This is a genomic window from Pseudobutyrivibrio ruminis (assembly GCF_015057245.1).
GTDB lineage: Bacteria > Bacillota > Clostridia > Lachnospirales > Lachnospiraceae > Pseudobutyrivibrio > Pseudobutyrivibrio ruminis_E.
Genome location: NZ_SVET01000019.1, coordinates 23,680 through 44,607, shown reverse-complemented (window position 1 = coordinate 44,607; position 20,928 = coordinate 23,680). Strand labels below are relative to the sequence as shown.

At 37.0% G+C, this 20,928-nt stretch carries 16 protein-coding genes; all 16 read right to left on the bottom strand.

Translation table 11 applies throughout. The features are described from left to right. Window positions 1-62: 62 nt before the first annotated feature. The 16 genes from E7274_RS12540 to E7274_RS12465 are packed head-to-tail and all read right to left on the bottom strand — an operon-like array spanning window position 63 to window position 20,926. On the bottom strand, window positions 63-1,043 hold the full coding sequence (locus E7274_RS12540) for a D-alanyl-D-alanine carboxypeptidase family protein (protein ID WP_155952399.1): 981 nt from the start codon (window positions 1,041-1,043) through the stop codon (window positions 63-65). Next, window positions 1,027-1,422 carry a methylglyoxal synthase gene (locus E7274_RS12535; protein ID WP_028236218.1) on the bottom strand — a complete coding sequence of 132 codons (396 nt, stop codon included), beginning with the start codon at window positions 1,420-1,422 and terminating at the stop codon, window positions 1,027-1,029. The genes E7274_RS12540 and E7274_RS12535 overlap by 17 nt, the downstream gene beginning before the upstream one ends. Next, the gene (locus E7274_RS12530) at window positions 1,423-2,538 is read right to left on the bottom strand and encodes an FtsW/RodA/SpoVE family cell cycle protein (RefSeq protein ID WP_044934375.1); all 1,116 of its coding nucleotides are present in this window, start codon (window positions 2,536-2,538) and stop codon (window positions 1,423-1,425) included. Next, window positions 2,538-3,221, bottom strand: a complete 684-nt coding sequence (locus tag E7274_RS12525; protein WP_304176334.1) for a septum site-determining protein MinC — start codon at window positions 3,219-3,221, stop codon at window positions 2,538-2,540. The genes E7274_RS12530 and E7274_RS12525 overlap by 1 nt, the downstream gene beginning before the upstream one ends. A gap of 32 nt (window positions 3,222-3,253) precedes the next feature. Further along, window positions 3,254-6,097: a penicillin-binding transpeptidase domain-containing protein gene (locus E7274_RS12520; protein WP_304176332.1), complete on the bottom strand. Its 2,844-nt coding sequence runs from the start codon at window positions 6,095-6,097 to the stop codon at window positions 3,254-3,256. Continuing rightward, on the bottom strand, window positions 6,084-6,629 hold the full coding sequence (gene mreD / locus E7274_RS12515) for a rod shape-determining protein MreD (RefSeq protein WP_044934371.1): 546 nt from the start codon (window positions 6,627-6,629) through the stop codon (window positions 6,084-6,086). Before mreD ends, E7274_RS12520 begins: the two co-directional genes overlap by 14 nt. Next, window positions 6,622-7,485, bottom strand: coding sequence for a rod shape-determining protein MreC (gene mreC, locus E7274_RS12510; RefSeq protein ID WP_304176330.1), 864 nt, complete (start codon window positions 7,483-7,485; stop codon window positions 6,622-6,624). The genes mreD and mreC overlap by 8 nt, the downstream gene beginning before the upstream one ends. After that, window positions 7,485-8,498, bottom strand: coding sequence for a rod shape-determining protein (gene mreB, locus E7274_RS12505; RefSeq protein WP_044934366.1), 1,014 nt, complete (start codon window positions 8,496-8,498; stop codon window positions 7,485-7,487). The genes mreC and mreB overlap by 1 nt, the downstream gene beginning before the upstream one ends. 44 nt (window positions 8,499-8,542) lie before the next feature. Continuing rightward, a complete protein-coding gene (locus tag E7274_RS12500; protein WP_304176328.1) occupies window positions 8,543-9,829 on the bottom strand; it encodes a methionine gamma-lyase family protein in 1,287 nt (428 codons plus the stop codon). Then, on the bottom strand, window positions 9,822-10,769 hold the full coding sequence (miaA, locus tag E7274_RS12495; protein WP_304176326.1) for a tRNA (adenosine(37)-N6)-dimethylallyltransferase MiaA: 948 nt from the start codon (window positions 10,767-10,769) through the stop codon (window positions 9,822-9,824). The genes E7274_RS12500 and miaA overlap by 8 nt, the downstream gene beginning before the upstream one ends. Next, the gene (gene mutL, locus E7274_RS12490) at window positions 10,769-12,673 is read right to left on the bottom strand and encodes a DNA mismatch repair endonuclease MutL (protein ID WP_090478985.1); all 1,905 of its coding nucleotides are present in this window, start codon (window positions 12,671-12,673) and stop codon (window positions 10,769-10,771) included. Before mutL ends, miaA begins: the two co-directional genes overlap by 1 nt. Continuing rightward, complete coding sequence (gene mutS / locus E7274_RS12485; RefSeq protein ID WP_090479079.1) at window positions 12,673-15,264, bottom strand: DNA mismatch repair protein MutS; 2,592 nt, start codon at window positions 15,262-15,264, stop codon at window positions 12,673-12,675. Before mutS ends, mutL begins: the two co-directional genes overlap by 1 nt. 36 nt (window positions 15,265-15,300) lie before the next feature. Beyond that, complete coding sequence (locus E7274_RS12480) at window positions 15,301-16,887, bottom strand: NAD(P)/FAD-dependent oxidoreductase (RefSeq protein ID WP_304176324.1); 1,587 nt, start codon at window positions 16,885-16,887, stop codon at window positions 15,301-15,303. Beyond that, on the bottom strand, window positions 16,884-18,098 hold the full coding sequence (locus tag E7274_RS12475; RefSeq protein ID WP_304176322.1) for an aminoacetone oxidase family FAD-binding enzyme: 1,215 nt from the start codon (window positions 18,096-18,098) through the stop codon (window positions 16,884-16,886). Before E7274_RS12475 ends, E7274_RS12480 begins: the two co-directional genes overlap by 4 nt. A 4-nt stretch (window positions 18,099-18,102) precedes the next feature. Next, window positions 18,103-19,785 (bottom strand): putative polysaccharide biosynthesis protein, encoded by a 1,683-nt coding sequence (locus E7274_RS12470; protein WP_304176320.1) that lies wholly within the window; start codon window positions 19,783-19,785, stop codon window positions 18,103-18,105. Between the two features lie 7 nt (window positions 19,786-19,792). After that, complete coding sequence (locus E7274_RS12465; RefSeq protein WP_090393983.1) at window positions 19,793-20,926, bottom strand: DUF3048 domain-containing protein; 1,134 nt, start codon at window positions 20,924-20,926, stop codon at window positions 19,793-19,795. Window positions 20,927-20,928: the final 2 nt, after the last annotated feature.

Here is a 20,928-nt window from a genome sequence, read left to right as displayed (position 1 = left end):
TAAATTTTTAGTTACATCAATTTTAACATAATGCTGTTAAAACCTAAATACTAAATGCCAAATTATAGGCAATAGTTACTAAGTATTTCATTCATGAGCAGATATAAATTAGAACGACAATCTGCGTTAAAAACAATCGATATTATTTTGTCGTGGTCTTCATTTTCCGAAAGAAGAACCAAGCAATAGCCTGCAGCTCCTGTTGTACCAGTTTTACCACCTAAAATAGTGAAGCCTGAAGGTGTATTTACATTTCCAGTAATGTATTGATTTGTGGTCTTCCACTCCTGAGTCTTTGCTTCTCCACCACTTGTATAGCTAGCCGTGTATGTGCTTGCTGTAAAAATAGTATAGAACTGTTCATTAGCCATAGCTGCATTTAATATTAAATACATATCATAAACAGTTGTGTAATGGTTTTCATCATGCAAACCATTAGGAGTAACAAAATTTGAATTTGTTGCGCCAAGAGATTTGGCTGTGCTATTCATAAGAGCCGCAAATGTATCTACATCGCCGCTGATTCCTTCTGCAATAGCAACAGCAGCATCATTTCCAGACCTAAGCATCAAACCATATAGCAAATCTCTCAGGGAAATTACATCCCCTTCTTTAAGATTAATAACTGATGAATCGCTAGCTTGATCAACTGCATTTGCGCTTACCGTATAATAATCATCTAAATTACCATATAAACAAGCTATATAAGCCGTTAAAATCTTGGTAGTAGATGCAGGATACATTTTTTCATGTAATGACTGTGCATATACCACTGATTGCTCTGTAGTATTGAAAGCACCTGCAGCGCCAGCCACCTGTGAATCTACTGCTGAAGTTCCTAAATCATCTGTACCAGCAACACACAGATTCTTAGCAAATAACTGAACATTAGATGTAGAACCATTATGTGTGATACCGTATGTAAAGGAAGTATCATACATCTGATAGGATGTAACCGATTCTGTGGTGTTGCCACATGCAACAAATGGTAAAGATATACAAATAATCAGTATAAAGCTTAATAATTTATTTATACATCTCACGCCACTCAAGATCTCCTCTATCAAGTGATTTAATAAGTAACTCAGCTGTTGCTAAATTTGTAGCAAGAGGGATGTTATTAGCATCGCATATACGAACAATGTTATTAACATCAGGCTCATGAGACTTAACAGTAAGTGGATCTCTAAGGAAAATAACCAAATCAATCTCATTCTGCTCAATCTGAGCACCTAATTGCTGTGTGCCACCTAAATGTCCAGCTAAGTATTTATGTACACTAAGATTAGTAACTTCCTCTACAAGTCTTCCAGTAGTACCTGTTGCAAAAATTTCGTTCTTGCTAAGAATACCTCTGTAAGCAATACAGAAATTTTGCATAAGCTTCTTCTTAGAGTCGTGTGCTACCAAACCAATATTCATTTAAAAAAGCCTCCCATTGTTATTTTTGGACTGAAGCCCTACATTTAAAACAATACCTATACCAAAATAAATCGTCACAAGTGAAGTCAAACCATAACTTACAAATGGCAATGGCAAACCTGTATTTGGCATTAAGCCTGTAACAACGCAAATATTAACAAAGCTCTGGAATCCAATAAGGGCAGCCATACCTATGCAGATAAGCTTGCCAGCAATGTCCTTTGCATTCTTAGCTATCATTAGTATTTCGATAGTTATAAAAAATATAAGTATTATTATAAGTGCCGAACCAACAAAACCTAACTCTTCTCCCGCTACGGCAAAAATAAAATCTGTATGAGGTTCAGAAATATAATTTCCGTTTTTAACCGAGTCAAACGCCTGATTTCCAAGACCTTTTCCCAATAGCTGGCCTGAACCAATGGCCATGATAGAATTCTGCTGCTGATATGAGCTTGCAGGATATTCATCAGGCTTGAGCCATGCAAGGATTCTAAGACCCTGATATTCATCAAGAATCGTCTGACCTTCTCTTGTTACAAGAAACAGTAATAATGCAATACCAGGTACAGTAACACCTAAGATTGCTCCTACTAACTTGTAACTAACTCCCGTTACAAATATCATAACACAAATAATCATCATTGTGACAATTGTGGTTGATAAATCTGGTTCTTTTTCAATCAAAAGTAGTGGAAACATTGATAATACAATTGTTATAGCTAAAGTTTTTGGCTTATTAATATCTTCTTCATGCATCATAAAGAACCATGCAAAAAACAGAATAAGCAAAATCTTAGCCAACTCAGAAGGCTGGAATCTGATACCAACATCAATCCAACGTGTAGCACCACCTGATTTTTCACCAAAAAGCAAAACAGATGCCAATAGGCCTAATACAAGGAAATAATATACCCAATGAAAATGTAACAGGAAATCATAGTCTAACAGCGCCATACCAGCCATTACAAAGATTCCCAAAATCATTCCTAAAATCTGCTTTTGCTGATTTGCTTCATTTGCACTTCCAATAACGAAAATACCAATAATGGTAAGAGTAATAACAGCAATTATTAACTTTACATCGAGATTTTTAAACTTATAATTGTGAAACATTAATTTTTAATCCTTCTAAGTAATCCACTGCTAAGAGGCTCAGCTAAGAGCTCTCTATTCCATACAGATACGCCCATAGGCTCTATCTCTTTCTTATGAACTCTAAAAGACCATTTTTCCTGAATTCTAATAGCGCCATTAACAGTACCAATCTGAATGTTGTTGCTATCTAAAAGACCAGTTGCTATATAGCATCCAGTGTTGTCTGGATATCCAGCATAGGCTGCTCCTTCTAAAGCGCCTAAAACAATAATATTGCCCTTAGCCTGAACTGATGCCTTAGACTTTACATCTCCAAGTATAACAAGGCTTGAATCCGAAGTAATTGAATCATTCTTCATAACTGAGCCTCTAATGATTTTGGCGTTTTCGAAAATCTCATCAGAATAGAATTTATCTATCTGACCAAGCATTCTTGTATCCTTGAGTTCATTTTTTTCATGAATAAGGATAATTTTGATTTTAGAATTAAGCTCAATAGCTTGAATAATAACCATTCCCTCTTCGGCAGAAAGCTCTCTACCCTGAGTTTCCAAAATCATCTCAGTCTCACCGAAGAAATCGGCAGACTGAGCAAACTTTTTGCAAACAGCTCTTACAAGGTCTTCGAATGGAATAGTCGCATCCAATTGAAGAGTTAATCCATATTTATTACTTTTTAAAATGACTGGGTCATTACTCATAATATTATCTCCCTTTATTGTTAAAAAGTATTTTAATCTGTAAATTCATTTTCTGAATTTGAAACAGTGCTAGCCTCACCACTAAGTAAGTCTTCTGTTGCAGATACACCAAAGTAATAAGCCAAAATATCCTTTGAAACCTCGGCAGCATTATGTGATGTATAACCATAAGCAATACGTGTAGCGATAGAAATCTCTGGATCACTATATGGTGCAAAGCCTATAAATAAAGCGTGGTTAGGACGAGATGCAACCTGCTGAGCAGTACCAGTCTTACCTGCAACTTCAACAGAAAATCCGTTAAATGATGAAAGCGACTCGCACACCATTCTCATACCATAATGTATAGCATCCCATTCTGATGCATTAAGTACATCTATCTGATTTCTAACTGAAGGACTATAGCTTTCAATAACATTTCCATCAGCGTCTCTCACACTATCAAGAAGTGTAAGGTTGTATACTGTTCCCTCGCTTGCAATAGCTGCAGCATATCTTGCTAAACCAATTGTGGTGTAGTTGTTATCTGACTGACCGATAGCAGCCATAACAGGATACTCTGTAGCAATATGAGGTGAGTTTTCTTCTATTTCAATTCCAGTAGTCTCATCTAATCCGTATAGCGATGCATATTCTGTAATCTTATCAATACCAGTGGCGTCATCATAAGCGCCATCACCACCAGCTAATCTCCAACCAACTTCATAGAAGAAATAGTTACAAGAATCTCTGATTGCTTCAGAAACATTGATGCTACCGTGATTACTTGGATAAATCCAACACTTAGGATTATTTGATACCTTAGTGTATTGTCCTAAATCGACGATTTCAGAAGTTGTAGTAATAACATTTTCTGCCAAACCTGCTGTAGAGCTGACAATCTTGAATGTAGAACCAGGGGCTGTTCTCTGCTGAGTAGCGTAGTTATACAAAGGATTAGCCGCACTATTTGTAAGGTACGAATAATAGTCTGCATCTACAGAATTAGCAAGCTTGTTGTTATCATAGCCAGGATAAGTAACCATCGCTAGAACTTCACCTGTTTTTACATCGATAAGAACAGTTGAACCTGAACAAGGATCAAGGGCAAGCTGACCTGGTGTGATTTCCAAAGACTTAATCTTTGAAAGCATAAATTCATATGCTGTAATTTGGCCTCCTGCAAGCTTGGTGTAATCCTCATCATCTTCCTTAGAAAGGACACCCTGCTCATATAAAATCAAACAAAGCTGGCTTCCAGAAATATTATCATCCAAAAGAAGGTACTTATAAACTAGCTTTTGGAATGAAGTATCAGTTGAAAGGTAATCGATTATATAATCAATTAAATCAGAGTAAAGCTCATCTGTATCAGCGTACTTTGCTTCTGATTCGTACTTGGTAATATCAATCCAGTTCTGCTCGATTGCATAGATAAGGTATTTGTTTACAGCCATCTCCTCTGATGTCCAGCTTGTCTGTACATCTGAAGAAGTATCAATAGCGCTAGCGTCAAAAATACCAAGGCTCTTAAGTGTAGTAACGATATAAGTAGAATAGGCCTGGTACTCTTCAGGAAGCTGATTATAAACAGTCTCATTAGAAGCCTTTAGCTGACTCTTTAAAGTAGCCAAAACCTCTTTTTCTTTAACCTCGTATGCACTCAAAACATCCTTTTCAGTCTGTGATGCATTAGGATCAGAAAATGCGTTAATATCGATGATTCCATTTTTTATCAAAGAATAATAAACATCGTAGATTGGTACAACTACATCACTTGAAGATGTTGTGCTGTACTCTTTGATGTTTTGAATCTTTGAATATAGAATACCTGCAATCTCCTGCTCCAAGAGAATATAAGCTGCCTTTTGTAAATCCATATCAATAGACAGATAAACGTCATTTCCGGAAACAGCCGCCTGGTAATCTCCCTCTGCGATAGTATTACCTACACTATCAACGTACAAAGTTTCAAAGCCCTTTGTACCAGAAAGATAATCATTCATATATTTTTCAATACCTGATTTACCAACTATATCTGTTGTTTCGACGGTACTATCTGTGGCAGAAAGCTCTTTATATTCTGAAGTGGAAATCTGACCAGTATATCCAATAATATGAGCAAAGTATTCGCTGTCTACGTAACGACGAAGGGACTTTTGTTCTACATCTACACCAGTAAGCTCGTTAATATTTTCCTTAATGAATGCAACTGATTCATCAGAAACATCTGATGCAATAACTGTAGAGATATATTTCTGATATGAATTCTGGCCCATATTGTAGCGAACAACCATGATTTCATAACGAAGCTTTTTAGAATACTCATCAGAGATATTGTAAACTTTTTCGCCTTCAAGATATTCAACAATCTGACCAGCTGTTGCAGTTGCTTCGTCTATTCCAAGCTTTTCGTTATATTCCAAATCATCAACGCTATTCTTGCCAAATATATCAGCTCTAAAACGCTGTAACGCAGAGCCGGAACTTAAAAACTGGAATGAACCTGATGAGTCAATATAAATTCCAAAATCGTTATCAATGGTATCCCCATTGCTTTCAAGCTTAGAAATGATTTCAGCAATTTCTGTATTTAACGACTGGCTTCTCTCTGTTGTAGAAGAATAAGTTCCAGTATCCTGAATAGTAACGGCGTATACCAGCTCATTATAAGCCAGCAAATTGCCGTTTCTATCGTATATATTTCCTCTTGTAGCTGCAATTGATTCAGTCTTTTCAAGTTTTAAATTGTAATTATCCTGATATTCACTACCATTTAATATTTGCAAATAAAAAAGACGTGAAATAAGAATAGCAGCAAAGGCAATCATTGCTACTATAACCACGCGAATACGTGAAGAAAATGCATTTTCAAAAAAGTCCTTAATAATATCCAATTCTATCAGAACCTTTCTTTTCTAGTTTTTCGACCCAATTGTTTATGTGAAGAATTGCATAATAAACAAAAATGGATACAAGTAAAGTGTAAACAACCTCAGGTAAAATGATATTCAAAAGATAATAAGAAAAATCATACTGAGATCTGATTGCAAACAAAGTGAGATAAGTGGCAACGCCATAGATTAAATCACTTGTCCCAATAAGAATCATTGGAAGACGTAAATCGTCACCAAAGAACTGCTTTTTAAAGAGGCCATTTAAAAGACCTATATACATATAAATCAGTGCGTACATACCAAAGAGTCCGCCTGAAAAGATATCCAAAAGAATACCTACAAAAAAGCCAATGAGGATACCGTATTTACGGCCTTTCATAAAGCCGTAAGTAGATACCACACAAATCAAGACATTAGGTGTAACACCTGCAAGTCTATATCTAGAAAAAACACTTGTCTGCAGTAAGAAGCATACATAAATGACAAGGGCTATAATCAATATTTTCTTTAAATATTGCTTAAAATCACTCACTTTCGTATGACTCCTTTATCTGCTTAATAACAAGGACATTAGATAAATGCTTAAAATCTACAACAGGTGTGACTGTTCCAGATTTAGTAAGCTCATTTTCATCCAAAGATACAGATGAAACATAGCCTATCATCAATCCTGGAAGATATTTGTCAGAAATGTTAGATGTAACGATAACATCACCAATAGCTACCTTATCTTCGTCATCATCCAAATCTGAAAACAAGATAAGATTGCTGGCTGTCATGTTCTCAAGAGAACCTGAAACAATACAGTTATCTTCGGTAGATGATATAGTTGCGCTAACATTAGAAGTGTCATCTATGATTGCGCGAACAACTGCATAAGAATCTCCAACAGAAGTGACGATACCAACAAGACCGCCATCTGCGATAACGTTCATATCTACCTCTATTCCATCCTTGGTACCTTTATCAATAGTAAATGTATTGAACCAATTAGATGTGCCTTTGCCGATGATTCTGGCACCAGTTGTCTCATAGTCGTAGTAAGTCTGATCTAGTTCGTATAATTCCTGTAATTCATCTAATTCTTTAAGCTTTAGCTCATAATTGTTGATAGTAGAATTAAGCTCATCAACCTGCGCTTGAAGCTCTTCGTTTTCAGCAACCAATTCCTCACGTGTCTTGGTATCAGCTGAAGAAATGGCTATAGAGCTGCCAATGTAATCTATACCCTTTTGCATAGGAATAAAGATATGATTGGCAATTGTCTCTAATGGACCACCTGAAAAACCAGTTGAATAACTGAAAAACAAAAGCATTATACAAACAATAGATAAAATCATTAGCAAATATTTACTTGGAATACCGCCATTTGCTTTTCTTTGTCTCATTATTTGAAAATCCTTGCCCTCATGCTATATCCATAAATTTTGTATTTAGAGTCTGAAAGAACCTGTCCTAAACCTCTAACACAAGATTCCTGTGGCTCATCCATTACATTAACCTTAATGTTTGTAACCTCTGAGAATAAATCTGTTAATTGATAAAGCTGAGATGTACCACCAGTAAGATAAATACCAGAGTGAACAATATCCTTTGCAAGCTCTGGTGGAACTTTTTCAAGGATAAGCTTTACATTTGTGCAGAAGCTCTCTAAATCATTCTTGATAGCGTTGTAGATTGTATCGCTCTCAACTTCCATCTCGATAGGAAGACCGCTAACTACATCACGGCCTACAACAGTAAGCTTCTGTCCTCTTCCCTCCTGTGCTGAACCGATTTCTTCTTTAAGCTGCTTTGCAGTCTTTTGTCCAATTACAAGATTAAAGTTTCTCTTAAGGTATGTAACGATTGACTCATCAATCTGATTTCCACCAAATGGAAGAAGCTCTGATAAAACGAGGCCACCAAGGGAAATAACAGAAATCTCAGTTGTATCTGCTCCAAGATCTACCACCATAACACCTGTTGGCTCTGAAACATCAAGTCCCATACCGATAGCGCTGGCAATAGGCTTCTCGCAAACTCTGATAGAATGTGGCTTATTCTTTGCCTTGCTAAATAGGTCAGAGAAAGCCTTCTTTTCTACCTCAGTAATGTCTGTAGGTACAGCAACAACAATGTCACTACCCTTAATCTTGCCCTTTAAGTCCTTTTCGATAACTTCGAAAAGCATAGTTTGCATATTATCGAAATCAGCAATAACACCAGAAACAATTGGGAATGAAACATTGATTGTGTCTGGAGCTTTTTCGTACATAGAATAAGCTGCATCACCATATGAATACATCTGATTCTTGTTAACGATTGCTATAGTATTTTTTATGTCAGTAATTTGATTATTAGAACCGCTAAAAATCTTAAGATTCTGGGTTCCTATATCAATACCAAATGAATTGGCCATGGTTTTCCTCCGTATATATTTTTATATAAAACATCCTAAAAATTTTAACACAGTTGAGACTTCATCACAAGGCAAGCATCCACTAGTTTTTGGAGTGAATTTAGTATACCAAGCTTAGCATGATTCCATGTAAGGCCGCCCTGGAAGAAGGCTGTATATGGGTCACGAAGTGGGCCGTCTGCTGATAATTCAATTGATGAACCCTGAACAAATGCACCGGCCGCCATGATAACCTTACTGTCGTAACCAGGCATATCCCAAGGCTCTGGAGTAACGTATGAATCTACAGGAGCAGCTGCCTGAATTCCCTCACAGAAAGCAATAAGCCCCTCTGGCTTAAGGAATGAAACAGCCTGAATAATATCATGTCTTGATTCTGTAGAATTAGGGACGCAAAGGAATCCAAGCTTCTCATATACATTTGCTGCAAAAATAGCACCCTTTAAAGCACCAGCAACAACTGTAGGTGCAAGGAAGAATCCCTGATAGAATGACTGCATAATTCCAAGTGAAGCACCAACTTCCTTTCCAAGTCCTGGAGAAGTTAATCTGTGTGCAGCATTTTCAACGCATTCCTTAGTTCCTACGATATATCCTCCAATAGGAGCAAGTCCGCCGCCTGGATTCTTGATAAGAGAGCCTACACACATATCAGCACCAACCTCTGTTGGCTCGATTCTCTCAACAAATTCTCCGTAGCAATTATCTACCATGCAGACAACATCTGGCTTAATACCTTTGATGAATGAAATAAGCTCTCCGATTTGTGAAACTGATAATGTAGGACGATTTGCATATCCCTTAGAACGCTGAATAGTTACAAGCTTTGTCTTTTCATTAATAGCTGCTTTGATTCCATCGTAGTCAAATCCGCCATCTTCAAGCAAATCAACCTGTGCATATGTAATGCCATACTCAGCTAAAGAACCGTTTGAAGGACGAATTCCAATTACCTCTTCAAGTGTATCGTATGGCTTTCCAACAGGTGAAAGTAGTTCATCACCTGGTCTAAGATTACTCATTAATGCAAGAGCAAGGGCATGTGTACCACATGTAATCTGTGGACGAACAAGAGCATCCTCTGTTTTAAAAACTGATGCATACACCTTTTCCAATGTATCACGTCCAACATCATCATAACCGTATCCAGTAGATGTGTTGAAGCACTCAGCTGCAACCTTGTGTTTCTGCATAGCCTTAAGAACCTTAAGCTGATTGAACTCTGCTGTTTTATCGATTTCCTCGAATCTGTCCTTAAGACCTTTTAGAATCTCCTCACCGTAATCATAAACTTCTTTAGAAATACCAAAATCCTTATAAATACTAAACACTTTCTATAATTCCTTTCTCTTTCAAACAAGTTAAAATCTTTTCAAGTAAAGCATCACTTGTCGTATAAACTGTTTTATCAAGCCAAATGACTTCTTTTTCTCTTCTAAACCAAGTGAGTTGACGCTTGGCGTAGTTTCTAGAGTTCTTTTTGATAAGCTCTACTGCCTCATCTAAAGATATCTCGCCATCCTTGTAAGACAATAATTCTTTGTAACCAATTCCATCCATGGAAGTCATACCCTTTTTGACGCCCATAGCAAGTAGGCTATCGATTTCGGATAACAAGCCATCCTCCATCATTATATCAACTCTTTTATTAATTCGATTATATAGCAATTCCCTATCGTCATTTAATACAAAATAAGCAAAGTTATAAGGGCTAGTTTTTTCTCTTTGAGTAGCATTGTGAACAGAGAACTTTTCACCTGTCTGCTCATAATACTCAATAGCTCTAATAACTCTTTTTCTATTTGCAGCCGGAATAGTTTCTGCCGACTCAGGATCAATTTCCTTAAGCTTTTCATGCAAAGCATCATTTCCATACTTATCAGCAAAATCTTCTAGGGACTGACGGTAGGATTTATCGATATCATTTTCTGTAAAATCAATATCATACAAAATCGCTTGTATGTAAAATCCAGTTCCTCCGCAAATGATAGGAATTTTTCCTCTGGAATAAATATCTGCCATGGCATCCTTTACCATTTGTTGAAACTTTACAACATGATAATCCTCAGTAGGCTCAATCACATCAATCAAATGATGTGGAACCCCGTCCATTTCTTCAGGTGTAACCTTCGCTGTACCTATATCCATTTTTCTATAAACCTGCATGCTGTCAGCAGAAATAATCTCGCCATTTATAGCCTTGGCGAGATTAATTGATAGTGAAGTTTTGCCGACCGCAGTTGGTCCAGTTAAGATTACTAATTTATCCATTAAACAATCCTTTTAAATTTCTTTGCTAATTCGTATTCTGAAAACGAAATCATTGTAGGTCTACCATGAGGGCAATGATATGGATTATCAAGCTTTAATAAATCATCGATTAGGGTTTTAATCTCTGGAATAGAAAGCCTATTATTTCCCTTTACAGCAGCCTTACATGACATAGAAGCCACTCTCTCAACAATCATGTCAAATGAATCTGATGCCTTGAAGCTCTCACAATCTGAAAGTATCTCAAGGAAAAATGTCTTTGGATCCAGATTTAATAGGTTACCAGGAACTCCATTGATAGCAAGCTCATTTCCTCCAAAGGATTCCACTCTAAATCCAAGCTTCTCAAAAGCCTCATGATAGTTTTCAAACAGAAGAACATCCTGAGGTGACAATGAAATAATAACTGGTGGGCTAACCATCTGAGATGTCATTTCATTGTTTTTGAGACGAGCCATTGTCTTTTCAAAAAGAACTTTCTCATGAGCAGCATGCTGGTCTATGATATACATATTTTTATCATATTCAATAATCCAATATGTATCAAATACCTGACCGATAATTTTGTGCTCTTTAACTGCTTCCTGCTTTAAAAAGCTAATCTGCTCATACTTTGTTTTGTCTAGATTGTTCTCAGCAAATTTCTTTTCGTAAGGTGTGTCCTGTCGAATTTGACTTGTAACCTGAGCTTTTATCTTTTCAAGTCTATCCCTTTCGAATGGTTCAGGAAGCTTTACCTTCACAGGAGGGATAATTTCCGGTTCCTTTTCTGACACAGAATCATTTGAGACTTCATATGAAGAAGAATCTGATTCCTGTTCTACAGCTGGCTTAGAAACAAACTCTGTATATGTTTCAATTACTGGCGCAGGAGCTGATGCTTTTGGCTCATCAATATGAGCTTCAAGAACATCTTCTCTTTTTCTAAGACGATCATTTATTACTTTAGTAAGAATCTCAAGTATAAAAGCCTCATCCTCGAATCGAACTTCCTGCTTTGTTGGATGTACATTAACATCAACAGCACCATCTTCAAAATTGATATTAATTACAAAGAATGGATACTGATGTCCCATCAAAAAGCCGTAATATCCCTCTTCGCAAGCCCTAGAAAGATTATTGCTTTTAATATATCTGTTATTTACAAAGAAATGCTCAAAAGCTCGATTTCCTCTGGCAATAACTGATTTTCCAATAAAGCCGTTGATTGAAACTCTTTCATCTTTGTAATTTATCTCCAAAACATTGGATGCTATCTGACGTCCATAAATCTGATATATGGTATCTGAAAGCACACCATTACCTGAAGTCATAAGCTTTTCTTTGCCGTTAAGCAAGAACTTAAACGAAATCTCAGGATGGGATAAAGCCAAATGCTCAACAACATCAAATACATAGCTTCCCTCAGTGCTTTCAGACTTTAAAAACTTCTTTCTAGCTGGTGTGTTAAAGAACAGCTGTCTAATAATAAATGTAGTGCCATTAGGGGCTCCAATATCTGTAAGAGATACTTCCTTTGCGCCTTCGATAATGTAGGATGCACCAAGTAGAGAGTCCTTAGTTTTTGTAATAAGCTCGACTTTAGCTACAGCAGAAATGCTGGATAAAGCCTCTCCTCTAAATCCCAATGATCTAACATTAGCTAAATCAGCAGCATCTTCGATTTTGCTGGTTGAATGACGCAAAAATGCGATTTGGATTTGATCCTTATCAATTCCAGAACCATTATCGGTTATACGAAGATATTCTATTCCGCCGCCCTTTATCTCAACAGAAATAGCTGTTGCTCCAGCATCAATACTGTTTTCAATAAGCTCTTTTGCAACAGAAGCAGGTCTTTCAACAACCTCTCCTGCTGCGATTTTGTCAATAGTTTCCTGGCTAAGTAAATTAATTTTTCCCATTATTCTTTCACCTTATTGTGATACTCAAACAATATGTTCATAGCTTCAAGGGGAGTTATCTTTGTAACATCAAGATTCTTTAGCTCTGTAATTATCTGTGCCTCAGATTCAGAAATCTCTAATCCTGTAGCTTCTTTGAGCTTTTCTTCGAATTTTTCCTGCAGAGCAATCTTATCCGAAACTGCAGCAATATCATTTTCATTTAAAGAATCTACGATTGTACGTGCCCTTGAAAGCACCTCCTCAGGTAAGCCTGCCAGTCTGGCTACCTGTATACCGTAACTTTGATCTGCGCCGCCAGAAATGATTTTTCTAAGGAATATAATATCCTCTCCCATTTCCTGTACTGCGATGCAGTAATTATGCACTCCTTTTATCTGACCTTCCAATTCTGTAAGCTCATGATAATGTGTTGCAAATAAAGTCTTTGCACCAATATTGTAAGCCACATGTTCAACAACAGACCATGCAATTGAAAGTCCATCATATGTGGAAGTTCCACGGCCTATCTCATCAAGAATCAAAAGTGATTTGCTAGTAGCATTATGCAAAATATTAGCTACTTCATTCATCTCTACCATGAATGTAGATTGACCAGTTGATAAATCATCTGATGCACCTACTCTGGTAAAGATTCTATCTACAACACCAATTGTTGCGCTAGTAGCTGGAACGAAGCTACCGATTTGAGCCATAAGCACAATAAGTGCAACCTGTCTCATGTATGTAGATTTACCTGCCATATTAGGGCCTGTAATAATTGCGATGGTGTTGGAATCCTGATCCAAATAACAATCGTTAGATATGAACTGGTCGGCATTTATCATCTGCTCAACAACAGGATGACGTCCTTCCTTGATATCTAATACTCCACGATTATTAATTACCGGTCTCACATAGTGATTCTTTTCAGCAACAACTGCAAGCGAAATGATTGCATCAAGTGTGGCAATGGCCTTTGCACTAATTTGAATTCTATCTACCTCACCAGCAATTGTATCTCTGACTGCTTTGAAGAACTCATACTCGATAGTATTTAATCTATCCTCAGCCCCTAAAATGCTATCTTCCAGCTCTTTTAGCTCTGGTGTGTAATAGCGCTCAGCATTTGTAAGAGTCTGTTTTCTTACGTAATAATCAGGAACCAAATCCTTATATGAATTTGTAACCTCAAGATAAAATCCAAAAACCTTGTTGAACTTTATCTTTAGATTTTTAATTCCAGTCTTATCACGCTCTTTTGCTTCAAGCTCAGCAAGCCACTGCTTGCCATCTATCTTAGCAGAACGAAGTCTGTCTACTTCTTCGTTGTATCCAGTCTTTATAATATCGCCATCACGTGAGCTGATTGGAGGCTCCTCCGCAATAGCATTATCAATGAGCACATACAAATCCTTAAGATCATCGATACTTGCATTCAAATCCCTGATTAGATGTGAATGAAAGCCATCAAGCAATGTTTTGATTGGAGCAAGCATGCCGATAGATTGCTTAAATGCTATCAAATCTCTTGGGTTGGCTGATTGATATGTGATTTTTGTAATAAGACGCTCTAAATCGTAAACTGATGAAAGATATTCTCTGAGCTCTTCTCTGTCAATCAAAGAGCCATTAATATCTTCGATAGCATCCTGTCTTTTAATGATTTCATCTACCGATACAAGCGGCTGTTCAATAAAGCTCTTAAGCTGTCTTGCACCCATGGCAGTTTTAGTTTTATCCAAAACCCAAAGAAGTGATCCACGCTTTTGTTTATCTCTCATTGTCTCGGTTAATTCAAGATTTCTGCGAGTAGAGCTGTCAATCAGCATAAACTTGCCATCTGTATATGGAGTGATATGTGTTAAATGTGTAAGCTCTGATTTCTGTGTCTCTTTTAAGTAAAGTAATAATGAACCCGCAGATACCTTACCAACAGAAAAATCAATTAAACCTAAGCCCTCTAAAGAATGAGCTTTAAAATGATTCAAAAGCTCACGTGTGCTTAAAGTATCATCAAAGTAAGATTCATCAAGCTGAGTAAGAGCTATATTTAATTTGTCCGCATAATCAGTAATATCGATTCCTGATTCATAGATTGATTTGCTGTAGATTATTTCAGCTGGAGTGAATCTGTAAAGCTCATCTGTAAGCTTTCTAGTTTCGTTAACTTCAGTCAAATAGAAATCAGCAGTAGAAACATCACAGCAAGCAATTCCAATCACCCCCTTTGTATAATACAAAGACATGATGTAATTATTGCTTCCTTCTTCTAGTGCAAGCTGATCAATGTTTGTACCAGGAGTAACAACTCTAATTACTTCTCTTTTAACAAGCCCCTTTGCTTCTTTTGGGTCCTCCACCTGCTCACAAATTGCAACTTTGTAGCCCTTTGCAACCAAGCGATTAATATATGTGTCTGCAGCATGGAAAGGAACTCCGCACATAGGTGCACGTTCTTCTGCTCCGCAAGACTTTCCTGTAAGTGTTAATTCAAGTTCTCTAGATGCAGTCTTTGCGTCTTCAAAAAACATCTCATAAAAATCACCTAGACGGTAAAACAAGATACAATCTTCATATTCCGCTTTTGTTTTAAGATACTCCTGCATCATTGGAGTGTATTCAGCCAATTATTATCCCACCTATTCTTATAAATTCATGTTGGATATAACAGCCTCTGCAACTTTCATTCCGTCCATTGCAGCAGATGTTATACCGCCTGCATAGCCTGCACCCTCTCCGCAAGGATATAGACCTTTTATGTTAGCCTGATAGAATTCATCACGACTAATTCTTACTGGAGATGAAGTTCTACTTTCAACGCCAGAGAAAATCGCATCATCTCTATCGAACCCTTTTATTTTAGTCCCAAAAACACCTATACCGTCAATAACAGACTGGTAAATTTCCTGAGAAAATATATCAGATAGCAATCCAAATGCTGTCTGCCCCTTTGTTTCAGAAGAGAAATCACCGAAGCTTGTAGACAATTTCTTTAGTTTAAAATCTCCAAGCAGCTGTTGTGGAATTTTTCCATTACACAAGCTAAATGCTTTTTCTTCAAGGGTGCGCTGATATTCTACGCCTGCAAGAGGATTTGTTTTATCAAACTCTCGCCCACCAACTGATACAACTATGGCACTGTTGGCATTTTTGCTATCACGCTTAGAATAGCTCATACCATTAACAACAAGTCTGTTTTCCTCAGATGAAGAATTAACTACAAAGCCACCTGGACACATACAGAATGAATAAACGCCACGGCCATTATCAAGATTAGTAGCAAGCTTGTATGGTGCAGGCTCAAGGTTTTTGTAGCCATCTGCATACATACTGCGAGAAATCATCTCCTGAGGATGCTCGATTCTAAATCCAACAGCAAAATCCTTTGCCTCCATATAAACGCCAGATTCGTGAAGAATTTTGAATGTATCTCTTGCACTATGTCCTACTGCAAGAATCACATGGCTTGATTTGTATATTGTGTCACAGGCTCTTACCCCTGTAATTTTCTCATTTTCGATAATAAAACCATCGACAGCTGTACCAAATAAAAACTCACCGCCAAGTCTGATGATTTCATCTCTCATATTTGCAATGACATTCTTTAAAACATCAGTGCCTATATGAGGCTTGTAATCATATAAAATATTGCTATTGGCTCCAAACTTGACAAATGTATCAAGAACGAATTTGTTACGTCCAAATTTGTCATTTACAAGGGTATTTAGCTTGCCGTCAGAAAATGTTCCGGCACCACCCTCGCCAAACTGTACATTAGATGTGGTATCAAGAATTCCAGTCTCCCAGAATTTCAAAACATCAGCTGTTCTTTCATCAACCTTTTTTCCTCTTTCAAAAACTATAGGATTAAGATTGTTTAATGCAAGAATATATGCGGCAAATAATCCAGCAGGGCCAGCACCTATTACAATAGGTCTATCGCCAGTCCAATCTGATGCTTTTGGCATATTGTAAGCTTTAGGAACATAGCTATTTATATTGTTATCTTTTTTAAATTTAGCCAATATTCTCTTTTCATTATCATTTGATAATTGAACAATTATCGAATATACGAAGTAAATAATTGGCTTTTTTCTGGCATCTACAGACTTCTTTAAAATCTCTAAGGATTTGATTTCACCTTCGCTGACTTTTAACTTCTTAGCAACAATCTGTTTTAAATCAGCTTCCTGTCCAGATACCTCTACCTTAACTTGATCAATTCTAATCATTGTAATTCCTTTATAATCGATTTAGATGCAATATCAGCAGATGTATATGCCCAGTTGAGATTGTATCCTCCGCATATTCCATCTACATCCAACACTTCACCAGTAAAATACAAACCTTTACACTTTAGTGATTCCATTGAAGAAGTATCGATTTCTGATAAATCAACACCTCCAGCTGTGACTTGAGCACTGTCGAATCCCTTTGTCCCGTCTACAGGAATAGAAAAATTCTTGAAAAAGTAAACAAGATTATCTATATCTTCTTCATCCAAACGATCTACAGTTGTGTCACCATAGATTCTGGAATAACTAACAATTTGCTCAATAGCTTTTTCATTACAAAACCCTACTAGTGCAGTCAAAATTGTGGCTTTTGGATTACGATTAAATCTTTTATTTAGCTCTTCCTTCAATTGTTCTGCTGAAAGATAAGGAATAAAATCAATTCGTATATCCGATAGTTTTTTATCCAGCTCATCAAAGCCGATAAAACGACTAATGCACATGATAGGATATCCTGATACGCTATCTTTATTGAACTGGATTTCTCCCTCACAACTGTAATCCTTGTATGAAACTACACCTGTAGCTCTAACTCCTGCTAATTCTTTTAAGCACTGGCTAGAAGATTTAACGCCAACAAGGGCCGGTGAAAGCTTTGTTGTTTTCATTTTAAAGCTTTGTGCTATTTTATAACCGATTTTAGAAGATCCAAGAGTTGCAGCAGCAAGCCCACCTGAAGCAACGCAAACCTTCTTCGCATTTACGATAGTTCTAGCGGTAGTAACTTTAAATAAATCTGCCTTTGAAACTTCTGTAACTCTATTATCAAGAAGAACATCGATTCCAAGAAAACTAATTTCATTTTCAAGTGCTTCTCTAACTGTCTTGGCTTGATTTGTAATCGGATAATAATATCCATCCAAATCCTTGTCGTATACCCCTAATTCATTAAGAAATTGGCGTAAATCATTATGATTATCTGAAATAAAATCAAGGCTGTGATTGCTGTAATAATATTGAGCCCCCATTCTACTGTTTGTGAAGTTGCATCGGCCATTGCCAGTAGATAAAATTCTTCTGCCAACCATACGATTTAATTCCACTAAACAGACCAAAAGACCTGCTCTCGCAAGTTTGATTGCGAGAACAAGTCCTGAAAATCCGGCACCTATTATACAAACATCATATACCTTTTCATCTGTATTCATAAAACTACCTCAACAAATGTAAATTATATGCTATCTGACAAAGTCTTGTTCCACCTGGGAATTTTAAAAGTGTTTCCTCATCTATACCTTTAAAGAGAAGCATCGCTACAAAGTAGACTACCGCTCCAACAACTATAGAAATAACACATGCAAAAAGGTTTGCTACCTTTTCTGACATACCAATAACCAAAATGGCATCTAGCATATGATAAATGAGATAAACAACTAGTCCCATAAGAGCTGATGCTTCAAGTGGCGCAAGTACAACCTTTTTAACATCAATCCTTGCTCCAGAGAATCTAAGTACTGCAGATTGATTAAGGAAGCACATCATAAGTGCATAAAAAGCATTAGCAATGATTACAGCATAGATGTGTAATTTAAATACTTCCATCAATACAAACAAAAGTACCACATGAGCAACAAGTGCAATAAGCGCATTTTTTACTGGAATAGTCATTTTATCAATTCCCTGAAGAATTCCATTGGAAAGAGTTGAAAGGGAATAGAAAACAACTGAGCATCCACCAATAATAAGCATTAATGCAGATGAGCTTTCAGCATCATTGAATAACAAAAGCATAATTGGTGAAGCAAGTACCATAAGTCCTACAGCACATGGGAAAGCAATCACCATAACAAATCTATTAGCCGCATTAATCTGTCTTTTAACTACATCTTTGTCATTAGAATTAAATGCAGCAGTCAAACTAGGAACTGTAGATGCAGCCATTGAAGATGCAATTGCTAAAGGTACATTTATAAGAACCTTATACTGACCAGTGAACACACCCCATGATTCACTGGTAACCTTTGAATCATAGCCCTGCAACAAAGCAAGATTTTTGAAAATACCCTGATCAATTATAGAGCTTATATTGTAAACCGTTGTACTAAGCAGTACAGGGATTATTGTCATAATTAAAACTGGTAAAATATCACCAAAGGTTTCAAAATGCTTATGTCTATCCTTCTTTATCATTCTCTTAAGGACCTTCTTGAAAGCAAAGAAAATGAAAATAATGAAACAAAGAGCAAACAAAGCACCTGTAGATGTTCCAAGTGTTCCACCAGCCGCACCAAAAGCAGCTGCATAATCTGAAACATTACCTAAAACACCGCCAACCTTTTTTCCGTAGCTGAATAATAAAGTTGCTGCCACTACAGAAACAACAGCGTTAACCAACTGCTCTCCTATCTGAGAAATAGCACTTGGAATCATTGTGCCAAGGCCCTGGAAAAAGCCTCTAAATACACCAAGAATAGCAACTACAAGTAATGTAGGCGCCAAAACCTTTAAAGCAATAGCCGCAAGAGGTGTCTTTAATACAGTACCTGTGAAGAACTCTGCTCCAAAGAATACAATTATGGATGCAATACCACCACTTATAAACGCAAAAAGAAGGGCGCCATGTAAAACCTTAGTTGCGTCCTTAATGTGCCCTTTGGCTATTCTCGCTGAAACTAGCTTTGATACCGCGAGAGGTATGCTATAAGAAGATATAAGTAATATTATGTTGTAAATTTCATAAGCGGTACCGTAGTAATCATTTCCTGTTTTTCCAATAGTAGCCGTAAGTGGGACTCTGTAAATAAGTCCCACAATACGACTGATAATTGAAGCCATAGCAAGAATTGATCCCTGCATTAAAAAACCGGTATCGCTACGCCTTTTTTTAGCATTCATAAACTAATTAATTTGCCTTACTAAATTCTGATTTATCTGCATAGTATACAGTTTCATCTGTGTAATCCTGCTGGCAAGCCTGAATCCAAGTTACACCAACATTAAGCTGAATTTCTTCGCCTGAGTTTAAGTCATAATAATGTGTGATATCAGTATCACCATCTTTTGACCAAACAATATCAATCATCTTTCCATTAGAGATGTACTTACCAGTACCTGTGTTGTATGAAAGAAGGTATCCAAGATACTGAGATCCTTCATATGTCCACCACTCTACATTCTGGATAATGATGTTCTTAGCTGTAAGCTGCTCACCAGTAATAGCATCAACCTGCTTCTGATTGAACTCATATCTGTAATATAAACCATCATCCTCGTTGTAAATCCAATAAGGCTTGTTTGTATAGTAGTAAAGCTGGATAGCCTGGCAATCTTCACCGCTAGAAAGGTCATTACCATCTGCAGCAAATGTGAAGTGAGGCTCATAGTTTGATGGAAGCTCTGTGTCATATCCAAGCTTTTCAATACCAATATCAATACCATCAGAATTTGTATAGAGAGTGTGCTCACCCTTACCAGTTCTGAAAGCAGCTGCCTTACCCTTTGTACCTTCTACAGTAAGAGCATTGATGTTGTCTACAAGATTCTTGTCATCGATAAGCTCAAATGCTGCTGGGTTACCACCTGCATGCATGTAAATAGCATCATACTCACTAGCAAAATATACGTAATAAGGACGTGAACTACGGATATTACCAATCTGGTCTAATCCTGAATAATCATCAAAGATAGCCATCATACGAGTGATTCCACCTTCAACAACGCATTCATAGATAACACCAGCATTACCAATACCATACTGTGGTAAACATGCCTTTGTGTTCTCAATCATGACTGCAACTGGGCGCTGTCTGCCATACTCAGCATCAACCCAATCTCCAGTTAAGTAGCTTCGAACCTTGCCATCTTCTGAAACCTGATCCCAAAAAGCTGCAGAATCATCAACTGGTTCAACTACCTCCTGTGCTGTATTGCTTGCTGCATCATCAGCCGCTGTATCGTCTGCTTCATCTTTGCCGCAGGCAATCAATGATGTGCACATAGTCAAAACAAGCAATGCGGATACTAATTGTTTTTTCATAG